This is a genomic window from Flavobacterium anhuiense (genome assembly GCF_050990855.1).
Classification (GTDB): domain Bacteria; phylum Bacteroidota; class Bacteroidia; order Flavobacteriales; family Flavobacteriaceae; genus Flavobacterium; species Flavobacterium anhuiense_C.
Genome location: NZ_CP158861.1, coordinates 2,256,587 through 2,277,009, shown reverse-complemented (window position 1 = coordinate 2,277,009; position 20,423 = coordinate 2,256,587). Strand labels below are relative to the sequence as shown.

The following is a 20,423-nucleotide window of genomic DNA, read 5'->3' as shown; positions in this document are numbered from 1 at the left end:
ACAATCGGTTGCTTTTATTCCATAAAAAAAACTCCCTTCCAGATAGCTGGAAGAGAGTTTTAAAACTATAAAAAGGGAAATAGAAAATACTATAAGTTCATCTTTTTGGCATCCTCTACAAATTGTTTCAGACCAATATCGGTTAACGGGTGTTTCAACAATCCTTTAATCGCAGAAAGTGGTCCTGTCATCACATCTGATCCAATTTTAGCACAATTGATAATATGCATGGTATGTCGCACAGAAGCCGATAAGATTTGGGTTTGATAATTGTAGTTGTCATAGATTTCTCTAATCTCAGAAATCAAATGCATTCCGTCTGTAGAAACATCATCCAAGCGTCCTAAAAATGGAGAAACATACGTTGCTCCAGCTTTAGCGGCAAGCAAAGCTTGACCAGCCGAAAATACTAATGTTACATTGGTACGAATTCCTTTTGAAGAAAAGTATTTACAAGCTTTTACACCATCGCCAATCATGGGTAATTTCACCACAATCTGGGGATGTAAAGCAGCCAGTTCTTCTCCTTCTCTTACCATTCCTTCAAAATCTGTAGAAATAACCTCAGCAGAAACATCGCCATCAACAATATTGCAAATGGCTAAATAATGTTTTAAAATATTTTCTTTTCCGGTAATGCCTTCTTTTGCCATCAAAGACGGATTGGTAGTTACACCGTCTAAAACGCCTAAAGCCTGCGCTTCTTCAATATCCTGAAGATTGGCAGTGTCAATAAAAAATTTCATGTTTTTTGTGGTTTTTTGGTTAAATATAGTGTGTTTATTCGAAGACCATAATCGTAATGTTTGTCATTTCGACTGAAAGGAGAAATAACAAAACTGTGGGTATTCTCTTGGTTAAGTAGTAGAAACGCACTGAAGTGCGTCTTAATTTTAGCGAGAAAAAATGTGCATTTCGATCGATTCTGCTCTTCAAAAAACCTTCAATAAAAATTTAACTCACACTTAATTCTTATCAAACTGACTTCAATTATGGTCTTCCAAATAAAAAGAAAATAGTAACTAAACCTTCAATCTATTCTCTCCTATTCGAAAGTCAAAAAATAGGTCATTATCTTAATACACATTTCTCAAATTTAAATCTAAAAAACATTTTAAACAATTATAACGTCTTACAGCTATCATATTTAAAAACGTAAATCTTTTTAAAAATTTTGTCTCACTAAATATTTTGTAGAAACCTAACAGGTTTTTAAAACCTGTTAGGTTTAGTATGTTTTAAAATCTTACCAATTAAATATATTGGTTGATGATGTTTTCAAACAATTCTTGTTTACCGCTTTGAAGATTTAATTCTCCATTTTCGTGAGCGATAGTGTAAAGATCTTTAAGACCTAATTTTCCATCGGCAAAATCTTTACCTTTTCCAGAATCGAATGAGCTGTATCTTTCTTTTCTTAATTTCTCGTATGGAGAAGAAGAAATGATTTTATCAGCAGTTAGTAAAGCTCTTGCGAAAGTATCAGCTCCACCAATGTGTGCTAAGAAAACATCTTCTAAATCTGTAGAGTTTCTTCTGATTTTAGCATCAAAGTTAACTCCACCACCTTGCAATCCGCCAGCTTTTAAGAAAACCAACATTGCTTCAGTCGTTTCCTGAATGTTATTAGGGAATTGGTCAGTATCCCATCCGTTTTGGTAATCTCCTCTGTTCGCGTCGATACTTCCTAACATTCCCGCTTTTGCAGCCACTTCTAATTCGTGTTGGAAAGTGTGTTGTGCTAAAGTAGCGTGGTTTACCTCGATGTTGATTTTGAAATCTTTGTCTAAACCGTATTGTTTTAAGAATCCAATTGCAGTTGCAGAGTCAAAATCGTATTGATGTTTAGATGGCTCCATTGGTTTCGGCTCGATGAAGAAAGTTCCTTTGAAACCTTGTGCTCTTGCGTAGTCTCTAGACATTGCTAAGAATTGCGCCATGTGGTCTAATTCTCTTCCCATATCTGTGTTTAGCAAAGACATATAACCTTCTCTACCTCCCCAGAATACGTAATTTTCTCCTCCTAAAGCGATTGTCGCATCCAAAGCCAATTTTACTTGTCCTCCAGCTCTTGCTACAACATTAAAATCAGGATTTGTAGCTGCACCATTCATGAATCTTGGGTTTGAGAAACAGTTTGAAGTTCCCCAAAGCAATTTAATTCCAGATTCTGCTTTTTTCTGTTTTAAATACTCTGTAATGAATGCCAAACGTTTTTCTGATTCTGCGAAAGTTGGTCCTTCGTTAATCAAATCGTAATCGTGGAAACAGAAATAATCAAATCCCATTTTGCTAATGAATTCAAAAGCAGCATCTGCCTTATCCTTAGCCGCTTGATACGGATCTGACGATGCATCCCAAGCAAAATTTTGAGTTCCAGGTCCGAATGGATCGCTACCTTGTCCGCAGAAAGTATGCCAGTAAGCGATTGCAAATTTAAAGTGCTCACGCATTGTTTTTCCAGCTACAACTTGGTCTGGATTGTAATATTTAAACGCCAATGGATTGTCTGATTCTTTTCCTTCAAACTTAATTTGGCCAATACCTTTGTAGTATTCTTTATCTCCCAAAACTATCATTTGTTCTTTTATTTATTTTGTTAATATTAATTCTAATTCTTGTTTCCATTTGTTATATGCCGTTTCATATTCCTCTTTGTTTTTTAGAGGTAAAAAGGTCATTACGTGATCGTTTGTCGTAATTGCTGAACCAAATTTTTCAAAATCACCATCGGTTAAACCTACTGCTCTCGCCGCTCCTACTGCTCCGGTTGTATTGTAGATTTCGATTTCATGACCAATTAATGTCGCCACAGTATTTGAGAAAATCTCAGAACGGAAAAGATTATCATTTCCAGCTCTAATGACATTAATCGTTGCATTATCATCTTTCAAGCATTCCATTCCGTACACAAAAGAAAACGCAATGGCTTCTAAAGAGGCTCTGAATAAATGTGCATTGGTATGAATATTAAAATTCAGGTTTAAAATATGAGATCCGATGTTTTTATTATTGAACATTCTTTCAGCCCCATTTCCAAACGGAATTACCACCAATCCTTGCGAACCTACATTGATCTGAGATGCTTTTTCATTCATTTCCTCATACGACTCATTTCCGATATTATTTCGCATCCATCGGTATTGAATTCCCGCTCCGTTAATATTCAGTAATTTTCCAACTCTCGGATTTGATTCTGTGTAATTGACATGAACAAAGTTGTTTACACGAGTGCTTTTTCCTGAATTGGTTTCAGTAACCGCATAAAAAACACCTGATGTTCCGCCTGTAGCCGCTACTTCTCCCGAACGAAGCACATTCAATGACAAAGCATTATTTGGCTGATCTCCCGCTCTGTACACAATAGGGATTCCCACAGGAAGACCAGATTCTTGTGAAGCTTTCTCTGTAACAACACCTTGATTTGTAAAATTCTCTACAATTTTTGGCGTCAGCGACTGATCGATTCCGAAGTAATCCAAAAGCCAATCTGCTACTTTATTTTCTTTATAATCCCAAAGCATTCCTTCAGACAAACCGTTTTTAGTTGTCGTTACTTCGCCTGTCAATTTCAAAGCGATGTAATCTCCCGGAAGCATGTATTTATCAATTTTGCTGTAAACTGCTGGTTCGTTTTCTTTAACCCATTTCAGTTTCGAAGCCGTAAAATTTCCTGGCGAATTCAATAAATGAGACATGCATTTTTCTTCTCCGATTTCGGCAAAAGCTTTATTTCCAATTTCAACCGCGCGGCTGTCGCACCAGATAATTGAATTGCGTAACGGAGCGCCTTGTTGATCGACAATTACCAATCCGTGCATTTGGTACGAAATACCAATTCCCTGAATTTTAGAAGCATCAATATTCGCTTCTTTAATGGCTCTTTTTGTTGCTGTACAAATGTATTGCCACCACATTTCTGGATCCTGTTCTGCCCAATCTGGATGAATCGAAAGGATTTCCATTTCGTTTTGAGGCTCATTCAGCACAATGATTTTTTTGCCTGTTTCTGCTTCCACCAAGGCTGCCTTGACAGAAGAACTTCCAATATCATAACCGATATAATACATAACTTACAATGATTCTCTTATTATTAATTTAGTCGGCACATAACATTTCGTTTCTTCGTCATGCGTAATAAATGCCGCTGCTTTGGTTCCCATTTCGTTAAAATCAGTTGAAACAACTGAAATCCCTTTATATATAAATTTCTTCATTGGCGTTTCATTATACGAAAGCAAACCAACATCTTTTCCCGGTTCAAAATCCTTTTCTTTGCACTGCTCTAAAAAGTATCCCAAAATCCTGTCGCTTACACTGATATAAGCAATTCCTTTCTCGATATTGAACTTTTTCGGATCTGTGATGAGGTCGTATTGAAAATCAAAATCAGCACAAAATTTCTTAAAAAATTCTACCGTTTCCCAAGGATGATTCGTGAAATCCGGATATACAAAATCTATTTTTTTATACTTTTTAAATAAATCAACCGCTTCTTTTAAAGCATCATAAAACGCTTTTCCGAAATCCTGAAAAACATAATTATTCGCTTTATCAGCTCTGATATTCCAATCAATCAAAAGCAGTTTGTCTTTTGAAATTGCCGATAACGCTGGTGAAATTTCTTTGTGGTCAAAATTCATCACCACATATTTATAATATTTCCCGATTCCGTTATTAATGATTGTTTTAAAAACATCAATATTATAATGGTGAAACTGCACATCGATAATCACATTATCAGGCAGATTATTCACAACCGAATGGTACAAAACCTCTTTATAAGCTTTAAACGTATCTAAAACCAAAAGCACTTTTCTCGTTTCGCCCGCCACATAATAGCCTTTGTTTGGCACAGAATCAATCACTTTTTGATCCTTCAAAATCGAATACGCCTTAAAAACCGTGTCTCTCGAAAGCTGATACGTTTTGCAAATCACATTCACAGACGGAAGCAAATCTCCCTTTTGCAAAATATTCTCTGCAATCGCATTTGTAATTCCGTCAACCAATTGCTGATACTTCGGAATATCGCTTTCGTGATTAATTATAAACTCAAATTTTTCTTCTTCTTTTGGCATACCGTTCTGTTCCGTTCTGTTATGCTAAAGTAGACAAAAATCTTTTATAAAAAATTATTTTTTAGGTTAAAATTGTTATTTTTTTAAATGTTTTAATCTTAATAATTTGGGCGTGTTCGCCGTGGCGAATCGGGCTATCCGTTCCAAGTCCTCGCCTGTTCGTTCCTCGCGTCTGTGGGCTTTCCACTGCTATCCCTCACGCGAACGGTTTCATAAGAAATGACAGAACATTATTTCGCTTCATTTCAATTGCTCCAGAGGAGCTAAATATTTATAGAATATTCAAACCACATTGCCCAAAAGCTCCAGCGGAGCGACACATTAAGAAACATATTTCACCCCGCTGGGGCTCTCTTATTGGATTGCACAAACAATTTCTATAAATATTTCGTCCCGTTGGGACTTTACATCAATTTCCGCAAAAAGCTCCAGAGGAGCATAATATTTATAGAAACATTTTAACCTCATAGCCCAAAAGCTCCAGCGGAGCGACGCATTACGAAACATATTTCACCCCGCTGGGACTCTTTTTAAAAATGTTTCTTAGAAGCATACATCCCCAAATAAGTCCCCACAAAACCACCAGCTTCTTTCGTACTCAAAATAGAACCATCAACATCTTTAATCAATAAATTCCATTCTGCTTTTTCAGCGGTTTTAAAATAAAAACTATATAATCTTCCGTTTCCTTCAATCTTTACCAATAACGGTTCATCAGTATCTAAAAGTTCTTTTTTAGAAATAATTTCAGATTTCCCTTCATTAATTTTAGAAGCTGTTCTTTCCACAAAAACTTCCAATTTATGATCCGCATTCAGACGTTTTCCAACCAAAAAATAATGTTTTTCATTTTGAAAAGCAGTTAGTCCAGCAACTTCTAAATTATTTTTCGGATTAAATTCTAACTTTACCGAAGCTTCAAATTTTAAATGCTGCTGTCTTCTTCCAATAAAAGAAAAATTGCTTTCGGTATGAATCGATTCTGATCTTGGTTTAATGAGTAATTTTCCGTTAATCAATTCGTACCATTTCTCTTTTGGTGTTCTTATAAAACTCCATTTAAAATCCAATTCATTCGAACTAAAATCATCTTTTGAAATAAAATTTCCATTTAGAGGTTCTGTTTTTTCTTTTGAAAGAGGCAAATTCGGGCGTTTATGAATCATTGGAATCGGTTCGTTTCCGCCAACAATTTCTGGCCAATCGTTTTTCCATTCTACTGGCATCATAAACGTTTCTCTTCCTAAATTGTACAAATCTGGTCCGTAAGGTCTGCATCCTAAAAATACCGACCACCAATCCCCATTTTGCAATTCTACAAAATCAGCATGACCCGTTGTAGAAACCTGATTTTTGCGATTCGGATCTAAATGTTTCTGCCTCAAAATCGGATTATCAGCATAACTTTCATAAGGACCGTAGATATTTTTACTTCTAAAAACAACTTCAGAATGATTAAATCCTGTTCCGCCTTGAGCACAGATTAAATAATAAAATCCGTTTCTTTTAACAACATGTGGGCCTTCAATCCAAACGGGTTTTATAGACATATCGGTTCCGCCGTTAATAACCAATTTGGGAGCTGTTGTGGTTTTTTGTTTTTCCAAATCGTATTCCAGCATATAAATGGCGCGATGACCATCATGAACCGAAATATTATTGGGCGGAGGGCCGTTATGCGTAATATAGACTTTTCCATCTTCGTCAAAAAAGATATCAGGATCGATACCGTTAACCTGAGGAAGCACAATCGGATTTGACCAAGGTCCAGCAGGATTTTTAGCCGTAACAATAAAATTGCCGACACCACTTACGTTAGTGCAAATCACATAAAATGTTCCTTTATTGTAACGAATTGTCGGCGCGTACATTCCGCCTGACAAACGCGAATTGCCAAAATCGGCTTGTTCAGCACGATTAATAATATTTCCGATTTGTTTCCAATGCACTAAATCGGTGCTTTCAAAAATGGGCAATCCCGGAAAATAGCAAAAAGAAGAATTGACCAAGTAAAATTTATCTCCAACCCTGCAAATCGTAGGATCAGGATAAAAACCAGCCAATACAGGATTTAAATAATCAGCATCCGATTTCGATACATTTTGATAAGCATCATCATTTCCTCGATAATCAAACCAGTCAAAAGCAGCATAATCAGAATACACAACCGATTGTGAAGTTTGTGAAATTTTTTTACACGAAGAAGTGGCACTCATCAAAAGGACTGCTGCAACAATTTTTAAACCTGTTTTTCTTCTTATCATATTCTTAATCAATTAATCTTCTTATTCCGTAAGGATCAATCGTGATAATTGAGCCGTCTTCTAAATAATCGATTTTAGTTACTTTCATACTTCTCAAATGGGTTACTCCTTTTGACAAACTTGAATCGTGGTAAAACAAATACCATTCTCCTTCTACTTCACAAATAGAATGATGTGATGTCCAGCCCACAACCGGATTCAGGATTCTTCCCTGATACGTAAATGGCCCATATGGATTATCTCCTATTGCATAACAGATAAAATGTGTATCTCCAGTTGAATAAGAGAAATAATATTTTCCGTTGTATTTATGAACCCATGAAGCTTCAAAAAAACGTCGGTCGTTATCTCCCGCTTTTATAACTTCCCCATTTTCATCGAGAATTAAAATCTCTTTTGGCTCTTCATCAAACTCCAGCATATTATCTTGAAGTCTCGCGACGATAGGTCCTAACTCATTTTCACCTGCTGCCGGTTCTTCATTATTCTGATCGTACTTGTTATTTCGGTACTTCTGAAGCTGTCCACCCCAAATTCCTCCAAAATAAATATAATGTTTGCCATCTTCATCTTCAAAAACCGCTGGATCAATGCTGTAGCTTCCTTTTATAGCCTCTTTTTCTGGAATAAAAGGCCCTACAGGCGATTCTGAAATCGCAACTCCAATCTGGAAAATTCCATTGGCGCGTTTGGCAGGGAAATACAAATAATATTTTCCGTTTTTACAAGCTGCATCAGGCGCCCACATTTGCTTTTCGGCCCAGGCAACATCATTTACGTGTAATGCAACGCCATTATCAACTGCTTCTGACGAAATATCGTCCATCGAAAAAACATGGTAATCTTCCATCCCGAAATGATCTCCATTGTCGTTAAACGGAATTCCCGCATCGATGTCGTGCGACGGATAAATATAAATTTTACCATTAAATACATGTGCCGAAGGATCGGCTGTATAAATGTGCGATACTAAAGGCTTTGAAATCGCCAGTTCATCAATTTCCTTGAAATCGATGTGTTCAATGCTATCTTCAGGCATAGTGCTATTTTGTTTAAATAATTAAGTTCTTCTTTGTTTAAGGTCTGTTTCGATCTGCACTTCCATTTCTTTATTGATTTTATAGAAAAACAGCAATCCAGCTCCTATTAAAAAAGGGATTGCAGGGAAAATACTCACTAGTAATTTAATTCCGTTTATAGCTGTTTCTGATTGTTGCGAAGCATTTGGAACGTAATGGAAATAACCTAAAAATAAGGTTGTCAAAGCACCTCCAACACTTAATCCTGTTTTCAGCCCAACCATCATGGCAGAAAAAATGATAGCAGTTGCGCGACGATTATTCAACCACTCCGAATAATCGGCAACATCGGCAATCATTGCCCAAAGAATTGGGATTGTGATTCCGTAGAAAAATCCGTGCAAGATTTGAGAGAAAAACATCAATCCGATTGAAGCTGGCGGAAAGAAATAGAAAGCGATAATGAATAAAGTCGAAATAAACAAAAACAGTCCGAAAACATTTCGTTTTCCGTATTTGTCAGCTAAATTTTTAGAGAGTGTGATTCCAACAATCATAAAGATAATTCCTCCTGCATTGAATAAACCAAAGCCCGCAGAAACAGGATCGCTACCAAAATGATTTAACCCTATTTTAGTTAAAAAATCCAATATTGGCTGAATAAAAACAGCTAATTGCTCTTTGTTTACATAGTTTTCGAAGTAGTACACATAAGAACCGCCTTTCATTGCCAAAGTCACAAAAACCAAAGTAGTCAGCGTAAGCATGATCACCCAAGGTCTGTTTTTGATTAAATCGCTCAAATCTTCCTTGACACTTGACTTTTGTTCTGGTTTCGGAATAATTCTTTCTTTCGTCGTTAAAAACGTAATTAAAAGCATAATCGTTCCGATAATCGCCAAAGCGGTCATTACTTTCTCAATTCCAACTGCTTTATCTCCGTTTCCAGCGCTTTTGATAATGCCAAGCATGAAAACCTGAACGAAAAACTGAGCAAACATTACTGCCACAAAACGGTATGATGACATACTGTTTCGTTCTTTCATATCACCAGTAATTACACCGCTTAAAGCAGAATATGGCAAGTTGTTTGCTGCGTAAAAAAGCAACAACAAAGTATACGTTACAACGGCATAAATTACTTTTCCTTTATAGGAGAAATCGGGTGTTGAAAAGGCTAATAAAGCCACTACTCCAAGCGGAATTGCAGTTATTAGAATCCAAGGTCGAAACTTTCCCCATTTGGTGCTCGTTCGGTCTGCCAAAACTCCTATAATCGGATTAAAAATAAAGGCTGCAACAAGACCAACGATCAACATAATAATGGAAGAATCGGTTGGCGATAAGCCGTAAATATCGGTGTAGAAATACGCCAGATACGTCATCAAAGTCTGAAAAACCAAATTGGCTGCTAAGTCCCCTAAGCTGTATCCAATTTTTTCTTTGATGGATAGTTTTTGTGAAATGTTAGTCATTCGTGGGTTTGTGGTCATTTTGTTGATTAGTTAGTTTCTAATCCTGCAAGGTTTTTCTAAACCTTATAGGTTTCCTATTGGTTCAAACTGCTTTTCAATTTCATACCTACAAGTTTTCAAAAACCTTGCAGGAACGTGAATTAGAATTAAAACAATCGGTTGTGTAAAATTAGACAAAAAAACATATTATGCAAATTTAGTTTACTTTATTTAAGTTATTTTTCAAACCACAACCGATTGTTGATCAATTTATCAAAACTTAGGCTTTTTTAGTATTTATTCTTTAGTTTCTTTCAACTTTAAGATGCTATCATAAGCTTTTTTATGTCTCAAGGCTGCATCAAATGGCAAAGGATAATTTGTTCTTCCTTTTATTGGCCAGTCGTTTAGCCAAGATTGTCCATCATGAACGCCCCAAAAAGTCACTCTGCTGATTTTGTCTTTGTGTTTCAAAAATAATTTAAAAATCGAAGCATAACGTTCTGCAAGCTTGTTTTGAATAGAATCTGGCAACGCTTTTGGGTACGGATTCATTTTTGCACTTCCTTCAAATTTCTGGCTGATCTCTGCTCCTTTTAAATCCCACGGATTTGGCAAAACTGTTATATCCAATTCTGTAAACGCTACTTTAACTCCTAAAGCTGAATACTCTAAAATGCTTTTTTCTATTTCTTCTATTGACGGGCTTCCTAATCTCCAGTGTCCTTGAATTCCAACTCCGTCAACTTTTCCGCCTTCTGCTTTTATTTTTTTTATTAAAGCTATCGCTCCTGCTCTTTTTGCTGGTTCTTCGATGTTATAATCATTATAATACAATTCCGCTTTTGGATCTGCTTTTGCTGCTAATTTAAAAGCATCAACTAGATATTTCTCTCCCAATGTTTTCAAAAAAACCGATTGTCTCAACGTTCCATCTTCATTTAAAGCTTCATTTACAACATCCCAAGAATTGATTTTTCCTTTGTATTTTGAAACAATTGTATTAATGTGATCTTGCATAAAAGCTTTCATTTCTGTACTGTCAGCGATTTTCTCCATCCAAGGTGCTAATTGGCTGTGCCAAATCAAAGTATGTCCGTGAACAAACATTTTATTCTTTTCTCCGTATGCCACAAATTTATCTGCTAAATTAAAATCGTATTTGTCTTTCTGCGGATGAATGTACATTGATTTCATGATATTCTCAGCCGTAATAGCATTGAATTCTTTTCGAATCAGCGAATCTTCTTTCGCATTTTTGACTTCGATTTGATCTGCGCTTAAAGCTGTTCCGATGTAGAAATCATCTTTATAAGCATCTTTTAATGAAGCGGTTTCTTTCTGCGAAGTACAGCTTACAGCCAGCAAGGTCGTGACGGCAAATAAGTAAGGTTTAATAAATTTCATATATTTTGGTTTAATAGTTAATAGTTTTTTTCGCTTCGTTTGTCATTTCGAGGAACGAGAAATCACACTAGTAATTCCGTACAGAATGTCTCCAATCTTTGTCGAATCCCGCGTGAGATTCCTCCTCCGTCGGAATGACAAATAGAGCGTGTTACGTTATGTTATTACTCCTTCCTAAAACTCTCCGGCGGTCCCAAATACGACTCCAAAGCCTTTCCTTCTTCTGTCTCAATTACAATTTTCTGAAGCACTAAAGCCGAATCAATAGCATAAATTTTCAAAACATGATCGCCAGCATTTTCTATTTGATGCGTTGAGGTTATAATTTTAATATTGTTCGCAACCGATTCTGCCCAATTTTTCTCTGAAGAATCTGCGTTGAGGTTCATGATTTGCGGTTTTTCAGAATCGAAAGCAATTCCGTATTTTAATCCGTCACCTATTTTTAAATTAATAGTTGGCGAAAAATACGCTTTTACCTTTACTTTTCCTTTGCTAAATAAATGAACGTCATATTCTAATCTTGGTGATTTTTCTAAAATTTCAAAAGGTTGAATATTAGACGGCTTTACTGTTATTCCCGAATCTGTTTTACCTAGATTCGGAATTACAGTCCATTTTACAGAGCCAGAATTTATGGCTTTTGAATAATTTTTACTTTCTATCGAAATGTAACCGTCGTTCTCTACGAAACCGTGAACACCATCTAATTTTTTAATAATTGATGTTTCAGTTTTTGGAGAATTTTCGGCAGAAATTCCCTTTCGAGCTTCGCTGGAAACTTCAACTGTTTTAGTTTTCGGAATCACATTTTTATCTGGCTGTTGCCAATTATCATAACCAATATGCGTCTGAGACATCATATGATTCCATTTGCCATTTGCCATTTTCGTATGATAATAATTCATCAACTGACTGTCTTTTTCAAATAACTCTTTTACTTTTTCAGCATAGGTATTTGCAATAACATTTCCCTGTTCTGCATAAAACTGATTTTTAGCTGTTGCAACATACAATTCATTCAAATTCGAACTCGCCAAAACAGGAAATAAAACCAACTGATAAAAAGCATCTTTATATTCTGTCTGCAATTTTTCGTTTATTGAATTGGCTTTTTCTACCAATTTCTGATAATCGGCAACAACTCGATCTGCTTCATTATAATTAGTTACACTGTAGGTTTTAGCATCTAATAATTCTGGCTTTCTTCGTGCATTGTATTTGGTGTACAATTTTAAAATTTCGGCAATTTCTTCTGAAAACTGATTTCCGAAATTGGCTGCCGCCCAATTCACATAATAGTCTTGCAGATTTCCTGCATTAAACGTTTCAGGATTCCAAGCCATATCCAAGAAAAACTCAATCGGGAATTCCATTGGTTTGATGTCGCCCACATTTACAATCCAGATTTTGTCAACTCCATATTGATACGCCAAATCCATTTGTTCCCAAGTTCGCTCGATTTGGTTTGTGTTGATCCATTTGTAATTGCGCGGACCTCCAACATAATCGTAATGATAATAAATTCCGTAACCGCCTTTTCTAGGCTTAGCATTCAGTTCTGGCAATTTTCGGATATTTCCCCAATTGTCATCACACAATAAAAGCGTTACATCGTCTGGAACTCGCATTCCTTTGTCGTAATAATCCTGAACTTCTTTGTAAAGCGCCCACATTTGAGGCGTTTCTTCAATCGGTTTTTTGGTTACTTCTTGAATGATATTTCGCTGCTTTTTGACAATATTTTCCAATAAACCAATTGCAGTTCCTTCCGTCATCGGTTCGTCGCCGTCGCCACGCATTCCAATTGTGACAAGAGTTTCTTTATTACCCATTCTTTTGATTCCGTCTTTCCAGAAATGAATCAAAGTTTCCGAATTGGTATTAAAATCCCATTTTCCATTTTCTTTTCCCCATTCGGCATGCGCTCGCGTTAAAGGTTCGTGATGCGAAGTTCCCATCACAATTCCGTATTCATCGGCTAAAATAGCATTCTGCGGATCTTCAATATAAAACATTCTGCCCCACATTGCTGGCCATAAATAATTGCCTTTCATTCTCAAAATCAATTCAAAAACAGTATCATAAAATTTTGAATTGAATCCGCCATATTTCTCAAAAGCCCAACTCGTCAAAGCAGGAGCTTCATCATTAATAAAAATACCGCGATATTTTACTTTTGGTTCCCCTTGTGTATGAATTCCTGGTAAAACATGTAATTCGGATTGTTTTTTCACCGGAACATCTGCCCAAAAGTACCAAGGAGAAATCCCAATCTGACTTGACAAATCATAAACTCCGTAAATCGTTCCCCTTTTATCTGAACCTGCAATGACCAAAGCTTTTTTGATTCCTTTAAACGGGTTTTCAACAATCTGCGTTGTAAACTTTTCCAATTTTCCTTGAAGCTCATTCTTGTCAATTTTTCCTTTTTTGGCTAATTGATCAATGATTTCGCTTTTTCCTAAAGTTCCAATTATAACAACAAAATCTTCAGCTTCAGCAATCTTTTTAATTCTTTTTGGATGTAAATCTGAAACTTTAAAAATATCATTTTCTAAATGTCCTACTACTTTTAAAACACCTGCATAATCTTTATCACTTACCAAAATGGAAGCCGTTTTCCCTTTTGAAACCAAAGGGAAATTTTCTTGAGAAGATTGATTGACTACATATTTCTCTGGATTTATGGCGTATGATTTTGTGCTTAATCCGATTAGGAAAAGCAGCAAAATGATATAGGATGTTTTGGTTTTTAAACACATAGAAGCATAGATTTTCTTTGTTTGTAAAAAGGTGCTTTCGCTTGATTTGAATAAACATAGTTTTTTCCGTAGGAGACCTAACAGGTTTTAAAAACCTATCAGGTCTAAAATTCGCAACTATTATCGCCAGTTTTGTCATTTCGACGAAGGAGAAATCTCCGCAAGTAGCTCCGCAACGCTATTCCAATCTTTGTAGAGTTTCTCGCGGAGATTTCTCCTTCGTCGAAATGACAAGTAGTTCGTATTATTTCTTTTTTTTTACAAATTCAATTTATAAGCAATTCCCATTTCCAAGCCTCTTAATTCCGCCAGACCTTTTAATCTTCCGGTCAACGAATAGCCTGGATACGTTTCTGTTTTTTCATCCACTTCATGAAGAAAACCGTGATCTGGACGCATCGGCAGACTTACTTTGGTTTTATTCATCACCAGCAATAATTTTTCTACAATTGCGCCCATATTGGCATCACCATTCAAATGCTCCGATTCTCTAAAAATAGTTTCGCTTTCGCGGATGGTATTTCTTAGGTGTAAAAAATGGATTCGATTTTCGTGATCGTTAATTATTTTCTCCAGATTATTTTTTGGATCAGCGCTTAATGAACCTGTACAATAGCACAATCCGTTTGCTGTTGACGGAACGGCATTAAAAATCGCTTTCAAATCAGCTTCTGTTGAAACGATTCTTGGAAGACCCAAAACCGAAAACGGCGGATCGTCTGGATGAATAGCCATTTTTTGTCCGTTTTGCTCTGCAACTGGCGTTACTTCTAATAAAAAATAAATCAGGTTTTCTCTTAACTTTTCGTTATTGATATCGGCATAATTATCTAAAAGCGATAAAATCTGTTCTGCCGTAAAATTGATTTTACTTCCCGGCAATCCCAATAAAACATTTTTAAATAACAAAGCCTTTTCGTCTTCAGATAATTGATTTCCAAATTGCAATGCTCTTTCTTTTTCAGCATCCGAATAATCATTTTCAGAATTTGGCCTTTTCAAAAGAAACACATCAAAATAAGTAAACGCGTCCTGATTGTACAGCAAAGCTTTGCTTCCATCTTCGTTTATAAAATTATGATTGGTTCTTACCCAATCCAGAATCGGCATAAAGTTATAGGTAATGATTTTGATGCCGCAATCTGCCAAATTCTTTAAACTAATTTTATAATTTTCAATGTATTGCAAATAATTTCCAGAAGCACGTTTGATTTCTTCGTGAACTGGCAGACTTTCTACAACTGTCCATTCCAAACCAGCATTTCTGATTATCTCTTGTCTTTCCTGAATATCCTGAACCGACCAGATTTCACCAACTGGAATTTGATGCAAAGCCGTCACGATTCCCGTTGCTCCAGCTTGCTTTATATCGATTAGTTTTACGTTGTCTTGAGGTCCAAACCAACGCATGGTTTGCTGCATTTTTATCATAACACATTTTTTAAATCTCGCAAAGGCGCAGAGGCGCAAAGTTTTTATTTAATAAAGCTTAAAAGAAAAATACTTTGCGACTTCGCGTCTTTGCGAGCAATTTCATATAGACTTAAAATCCAATGCTATTTCCACCATCAACTGGCAGAACTGTACCTGTAGTATATTTTGATTCGCTTAAAGCGAAATAATAAACCGCATCTGCAATGTCTGAAGGTTCTCCTAAGAATCCCATTGGAGTTCTTCCTAATACTTTATTTTTTCTTTCTGGATCATTATCCAAAGCAGCTGCAGACATTTTAGTTTTAATAAAACCAGGAGCAATACAGTTTACACGAATTCCCGCAGGAGCTAATTCTGTTGCCATCGCCCGCGTCATCGACTCAATAGCACCTTTACTTGCCGAATATGCAATTACTTTTGGAATTCCGTATTGTGATGCCATTGAACTGATGTTGATGATGCTTCCGCTTCCGTTCGCTTTCATGTTTTTTATAACTTCTCGGCTTATAGCAAAAACACTCAACAAATTGGTATGAATTATTGAAAGAAAATCTTCATCAGTAACATCTGGAATTTCTTTTTTCATATTGATTCCAGCGTTGTTTACCAAAATATCAATTGAATTTTCTTTTGTGATACTTTCAATCATTGCAGGAATTCCAGCTAGATTATTCAAGTCGAAAATTACTGGAATAGCATTTTCTCCAATTTCCTTGCAGGCATCTTCTGTTTTTTCTTTTGATCTTCCGATTATGTAGGTTTTGATTCCGTTATCACAAAGCTTTTTTGCTGTTGCAAAGCCTAATCCCGAATTTCCTCCGGTTACGATTGCTGTTTTATTGCTCATAATTTTTAAAAATATATTTATTTGGACGCGGATGACACGGATTAGTTATCGCAAAAACGCTGATTTACACGGATTTTAAAAATCTTTTTTTTCTAAAAAAAATCCGTTTTTTTTCCGTGTCTGCGCGATAGCGAATCTGTGTCATCCGCGTTACATTCATTTAATTAATCAATAATTTATTTATCCATTTCCCGGTGCAAATGGGAATTTTAATGATTTAAAATACTCTAAAGTCTTCGTTGGTTTTTCTACTCCTGCCGGCAGCTCTTTTCCAGAAAATTGCTGAAAATACAACAGACAAGCATCGCGCCACCATTTTGCTTCTTTGTATTGAATTTCTAATAACATTTCAACTTCATGAAAACGCTCACTGTCAACATATTTTCCAGTTTTCTTCCAAACGTTTTGCATTTCATTGACCTGATTTACCCCTTCCTGATATTTCAATGCCATGCCGTTCCAAAGTGTCTGACCGTTTTTGAGTTTATAATCCCACGAAATATGATGAAACCATAAAAGATCTTTCTCTGGACAGGTTTCTAAATTATCAAAAAGTTTTTCAACTTCAGGTGCGTATTGTGCTGTAGCATTCGTTCCTGTTTTAGAACGATCGAAACCAATTCCGTTTTTATCGGCTTTATGATAATACGTCGGATTCCATTCTGGTCGTGACAAATTAGAAACCCACGGTCCTGGTCCGTAATGATGCCCCGTATCCATAATATGATGTAATCCAAGTGGTGTCATATAATTTACAACCGCTTCACGCGATTCTATCATCATATTTTTTACAGGTTTAACGAAATTTTCATCGTTTGAAAAAGTGCTTCTCAACCATTCATCAGCAATCGTTTCCGAATCTAAATACGGATTCCAAGCCAATCGCCCGAAACCATACCAGTTTGCCTGTGCAAAAGGATGTCCCGTCCAATTTAAATCGTTTCCTATATTGGCGACACCTGCAATTCCAGTTAGTTTATTTTGGTATAAAGTTCCGTCAACAACCTTAGCAACAGTAGAACCTTTTCCCTTTTGATAGGTATCTGATTCTAAAACTTCTTGAAATAATTTTGGTAGAAAAACCAAATGCGTGCTAAAACCTAAATATTCCTGCGTGATCTGAAACTCCATCATTAAAGGCGTTTTCGGCATTGCGCCAAATAAAGGATGAAACGGTTCTCTCGGCTGAAAATCAATAGCTCCATTTTTTACCTGAACAATTACATTGTCTTTGAATTTTCCGTCGTAAGGCTGAAATTCGGCGTAAGCTTGTTTCGCACGATCATTTGCATCATGTTCTGAATATACAAATGCCCTCCACATAATTACTCCGCCAAAAGGCGCAACAGCATCAGCCAACATATTGGCTCCATCGACATGATCTTTTCCATAATTTTGCGGTCCTGGCTGACCCTCAGAATTGGCTTTTACTAAAAATCCGCCAAAATCCGGAATTCGTTTATAGATCTCCGCTGCCTTATTTTTCCACCAATTCATCACTTGAGCATCTTTTGGATCGGCTGTTTTTAAGTTTCCAATTTCGATTGGTGCCGAAAATCTGGCGGTTAAATAGACTTTTATTCCGTAAGGTCTGAAAACATTGGCTAAAGCTTCTACTTTTTCTAAATACTGTGGCGTCAGAATTAAAGCATTAGCATTTACATTAGTCAAAACCGTTCCGTTGATTCCAATTGAAGCATTCGCTCTAGCGTAATCAATATAACGCTGATCTATAAAATCAGGAAGTTTTTGCCAGTTCCAAAGTGAAAATCCAGCATAACCTCTTTCGACTGTTCGGTCTAAATTATCCCAATGGTTTAGAATTCTGATATTTGTTTTTGGAGAATCGGTACTATTTAAATTTTTAACCGATTTATTAGTCTGCAATATTCTCAAAAAATTAAAAGCTCCGTATAAAACAGCAACGTCATTTTTTCCTGTAATAATGATTTGCCTTTTGTTTTTAATGGAAACAGATTTGATGATAAAACCCTCTTCATTTAATTTATCAAAATCAGATTTTAATTCATTTTTAATTTCTGCATTCAAATTTGCTTGCGAACCAATGATTATATTGCTTTCTCCTTTTATTTCTAATTTGACTACCGGAACAACTCCCAACATATCTTGAATTCCAGTTAAAAGTTCTTTTTGAGCAATTTTAATCGTTTCTGAATTTCCTAAAATCACAATTCCTTTAAGATTGTTTTTGTATTCTAAAGCCAATGCTGAATTATGCACAGCATTATACTGAAGCCATAATTTATAATCCTTTTGTGCCGAAGCTGAAAAGGAAATCAAAACAAACAGGAAAACAAATCTTAATAAAGTCATTTAGTTTTAATTTATTCTTTAAAATCTAATTTTTCAAACATTAATATTTTATTTCCGTTTAAAAGTATTTGATAAAAATTTAATTCAAAAAATACATTATCCGAAATAAAACAACAATTGCAATCGGTTGCGTAAAAATATAAGATTGTTACTGAAGAAAAAAATTTTAGTGCTGCTTTTTTCCAAAAATAATTTCATTTAACAAATAAAGGCAGGATAATTTAAAAAACTATCCTGCCTAAAGTATGATAAAGCTATTCTTATTTTTGAGTAGATTCTCTTGCGAGCACTTCTGTATTTAAAAAGGTAATTTCTTTGGCATCATCATTTTTAGCCGATTTCAAATTCTTAATAATAATTTCTGCTGCTGCTTTCCCCATTTTTTCGGCAGGATGCGTTATAGTTGACAAATTAGGATCAATAATCTGCGAAATGGGGTCATTATTAAAACCAATTACCTTAAACTCTTCTGGCACTTTTACACCACGTTTTTTTGCTGTCTGAACGGCACTTACGGCAATAATATCACCAGGAGCAAATAATCCGTCCGGCATTGGTTTTAGATCAAATAATGCATTGCTGGCTTTTACACCATCTTCATAGGTAACCGAATTTAAATTGATAATCAGGTTTTCATCTATATCAACATTATGATCTTTTAAGGCCTCAATGTACCCTCTTTTTCTTTCATTATATAAATTCCCTAATTCTGATCCAGCCGTAATGTGCGCAATACGAATACAACCTTGCTCTATAAGGTGTTTCGTCGCTTTATACCCAGCCGAATAATTATCAATTACGACTCTGAACGTATTATAATCTTTGGGAACCCTGTCGACAAAAACTAACGGAATATTATTATTTGAGAATTGATGAAAATGCGAAGTATCCCTAGTTTCCATTGCAAGCGAACAAATTACGCCGCTCACACGATTACTATACAAGGATTTTGCCATATTGACTTCCTCATCATACGAGTCATGCGACTGCATAATGATTACAGTATAATCAGATTTTTGAGCCGTAATTTCAATACCACTAATTAATGATGATAAAAAGGGCTGTGTAACAGTGGGAATTAAAACACCAATGGTTCTGGTTTTATTGCCACGCAAACCTGCAGCTAAAGTATTGGGAACAAACCCCATCTCTTCAGCGGTTTTTTTCACTTTCTTTATCGTTTTATCACTAATGGTATGATGATCTTTTAAAGCTCGTGAAATCGTCGATGTTGCCAAATTGAGTCTTTCTGCAATATCGTAAATCGTTACATGTTTATTCTCTTCCATAAAATACCTAATAGAAGATGTAAATATAAACTATTTTCTTTCACGTTGATATTTTCAAAAAATCACTTACAATATAACGATACTAATCATTCTTCTTGTCTTTTAAAATTTTACCATCTTTTGTAAATTCTAAATCGATTTTATTAGTTAAATCTACATCCAGATCTTTGTGTCCATAGTCGATGTGCGTTATCTTTTCGTTTGGATGATTTTTAGCAACATATGCTTTGATGTTATCTGGAATAAAAGCAGTCGGAATTGGCTTATCACCGCCATCTACTTCACGATAGGAACCATCTTTCCAAAATTCAACTTCAGTACCATCTTTCAGTTTTACTTCATAACCTTTCTCCCCATGTTCAGCATCTTTTTTAGCAACTTCAACAGTTGTATAACTAAAATGCTTCTTTAAAAAATCTTGAGCTGGTTTTGGCAATTCTGTTACTTCAATTTTCTTTTGAGCACTGGCCGAAATTGTTATTAGTAACAATACTACGGCTAAAAATATTTTCGTTTTCATCATTATAAT

At 35.6% G+C, this 20,423-nt stretch carries 14 protein-coding genes; all 14 read right to left on the bottom strand.

Annotated elements, in window-relative coordinates; all coding sequences use genetic code 11:
* Positions 1-89: 89 nt before the first annotated feature.
* Positions 90-746 (bottom strand): fructose-6-phosphate aldolase, encoded by a 657-nt coding sequence (gene fsa, locus ABTV69_RS10195; RefSeq protein WP_433835991.1) that lies wholly within the window; start codon positions 744-746, stop codon positions 90-92.
* A gap of 507 nt (positions 747-1,253) precedes the next feature.
* On the bottom strand, positions 1,254-2,579 hold the full coding sequence (gene xylA / locus ABTV69_RS10190; protein WP_306161054.1) for a xylose isomerase: 1,326 nt from the start codon (positions 2,577-2,579) through the stop codon (positions 1,254-1,256).
* A 12-nt stretch (positions 2,580-2,591) separates the two neighbouring features.
* On the bottom strand, positions 2,592-4,070 hold the full coding sequence (locus ABTV69_RS10185; RefSeq protein ID WP_433835988.1) for a xylulokinase: 1,479 nt from the start codon (positions 4,068-4,070) through the stop codon (positions 2,592-2,594).
* 3 nt (positions 4,071-4,073) lie between these two features.
* Positions 4,074-5,081, bottom strand: coding sequence for a GntR family transcriptional regulator (locus tag ABTV69_RS10180; RefSeq protein ID WP_433835986.1), 1,008 nt, complete (start codon positions 5,079-5,081; stop codon positions 4,074-4,076).
* A 530-nt stretch (positions 5,082-5,611) separates the two neighbouring features.
* On the bottom strand, positions 5,612-7,345 hold the full coding sequence (locus ABTV69_RS10175) for a glycoside hydrolase family 43 protein (RefSeq protein WP_433835984.1): 1,734 nt from the start codon (positions 7,343-7,345) through the stop codon (positions 5,612-5,614).
* Between the two features lie 4 nt (positions 7,346-7,349).
* Complete coding sequence (locus ABTV69_RS10170) at positions 7,350-8,384, bottom strand: glycoside hydrolase family 43 protein (protein WP_433835982.1); 1,035 nt, start codon at positions 8,382-8,384, stop codon at positions 7,350-7,352.
* A 21-nt stretch (positions 8,385-8,405) separates the two neighbouring features.
* Positions 8,406-9,839 carry an MFS transporter gene (locus ABTV69_RS10165; RefSeq protein ID WP_433835980.1) on the bottom strand — a complete coding sequence of 478 codons (1,434 nt, stop codon included), beginning with the start codon at positions 9,837-9,839 and terminating at the stop codon, positions 8,406-8,408.
* Positions 9,840-10,115: 276 nt separating this feature from the next.
* Entirely contained in the window at positions 10,116-11,225 is a 1,110-nt protein-coding gene (locus ABTV69_RS10160; RefSeq protein ID WP_433835977.1) for an endo-1,4-beta-xylanase, read from the bottom strand.
* Between the two features lie 164 nt (positions 11,226-11,389).
* Complete coding sequence (locus tag ABTV69_RS10155; RefSeq protein WP_433835975.1) at positions 11,390-13,990, bottom strand: glycosyl hydrolase 115 family protein; 2,601 nt, start codon at positions 13,988-13,990, stop codon at positions 11,390-11,392.
* Positions 13,991-14,248: 258 nt separating this feature from the next.
* Positions 14,249-15,412: a mannonate dehydratase gene (gene uxuA, locus ABTV69_RS10150; protein ID WP_433836690.1), complete on the bottom strand. Its 1,164-nt coding sequence runs from the start codon at positions 15,410-15,412 to the stop codon at positions 14,249-14,251.
* A 121-nt stretch (positions 15,413-15,533) separates the two neighbouring features.
* Positions 15,534-16,271 carry an SDR family NAD(P)-dependent oxidoreductase gene (locus tag ABTV69_RS10145; protein WP_433835973.1) on the bottom strand — a complete coding sequence of 246 codons (738 nt, stop codon included), beginning with the start codon at positions 16,269-16,271 and terminating at the stop codon, positions 15,534-15,536.
* Between the two features lie 180 nt (positions 16,272-16,451).
* On the bottom strand, positions 16,452-18,605 hold the full coding sequence (locus ABTV69_RS10140; protein ID WP_433835971.1) for an alpha-glucuronidase family glycosyl hydrolase: 2,154 nt from the start codon (positions 18,603-18,605) through the stop codon (positions 16,452-16,454).
* A 260-nt stretch (positions 18,606-18,865) separates the two neighbouring features.
* Positions 18,866-19,894, bottom strand: coding sequence for a LacI family DNA-binding transcriptional regulator (locus tag ABTV69_RS10135; RefSeq protein ID WP_433835969.1), 1,029 nt, complete (start codon positions 19,892-19,894; stop codon positions 18,866-18,868).
* Between the two features lie 82 nt (positions 19,895-19,976).
* Positions 19,977-20,414: a PepSY-like domain-containing protein gene (locus ABTV69_RS10130; RefSeq protein WP_433835967.1), complete on the bottom strand. Its 438-nt coding sequence runs from the start codon at positions 20,412-20,414 to the stop codon at positions 19,977-19,979.
* Positions 20,415-20,423: the final 9 nt, after the last annotated feature.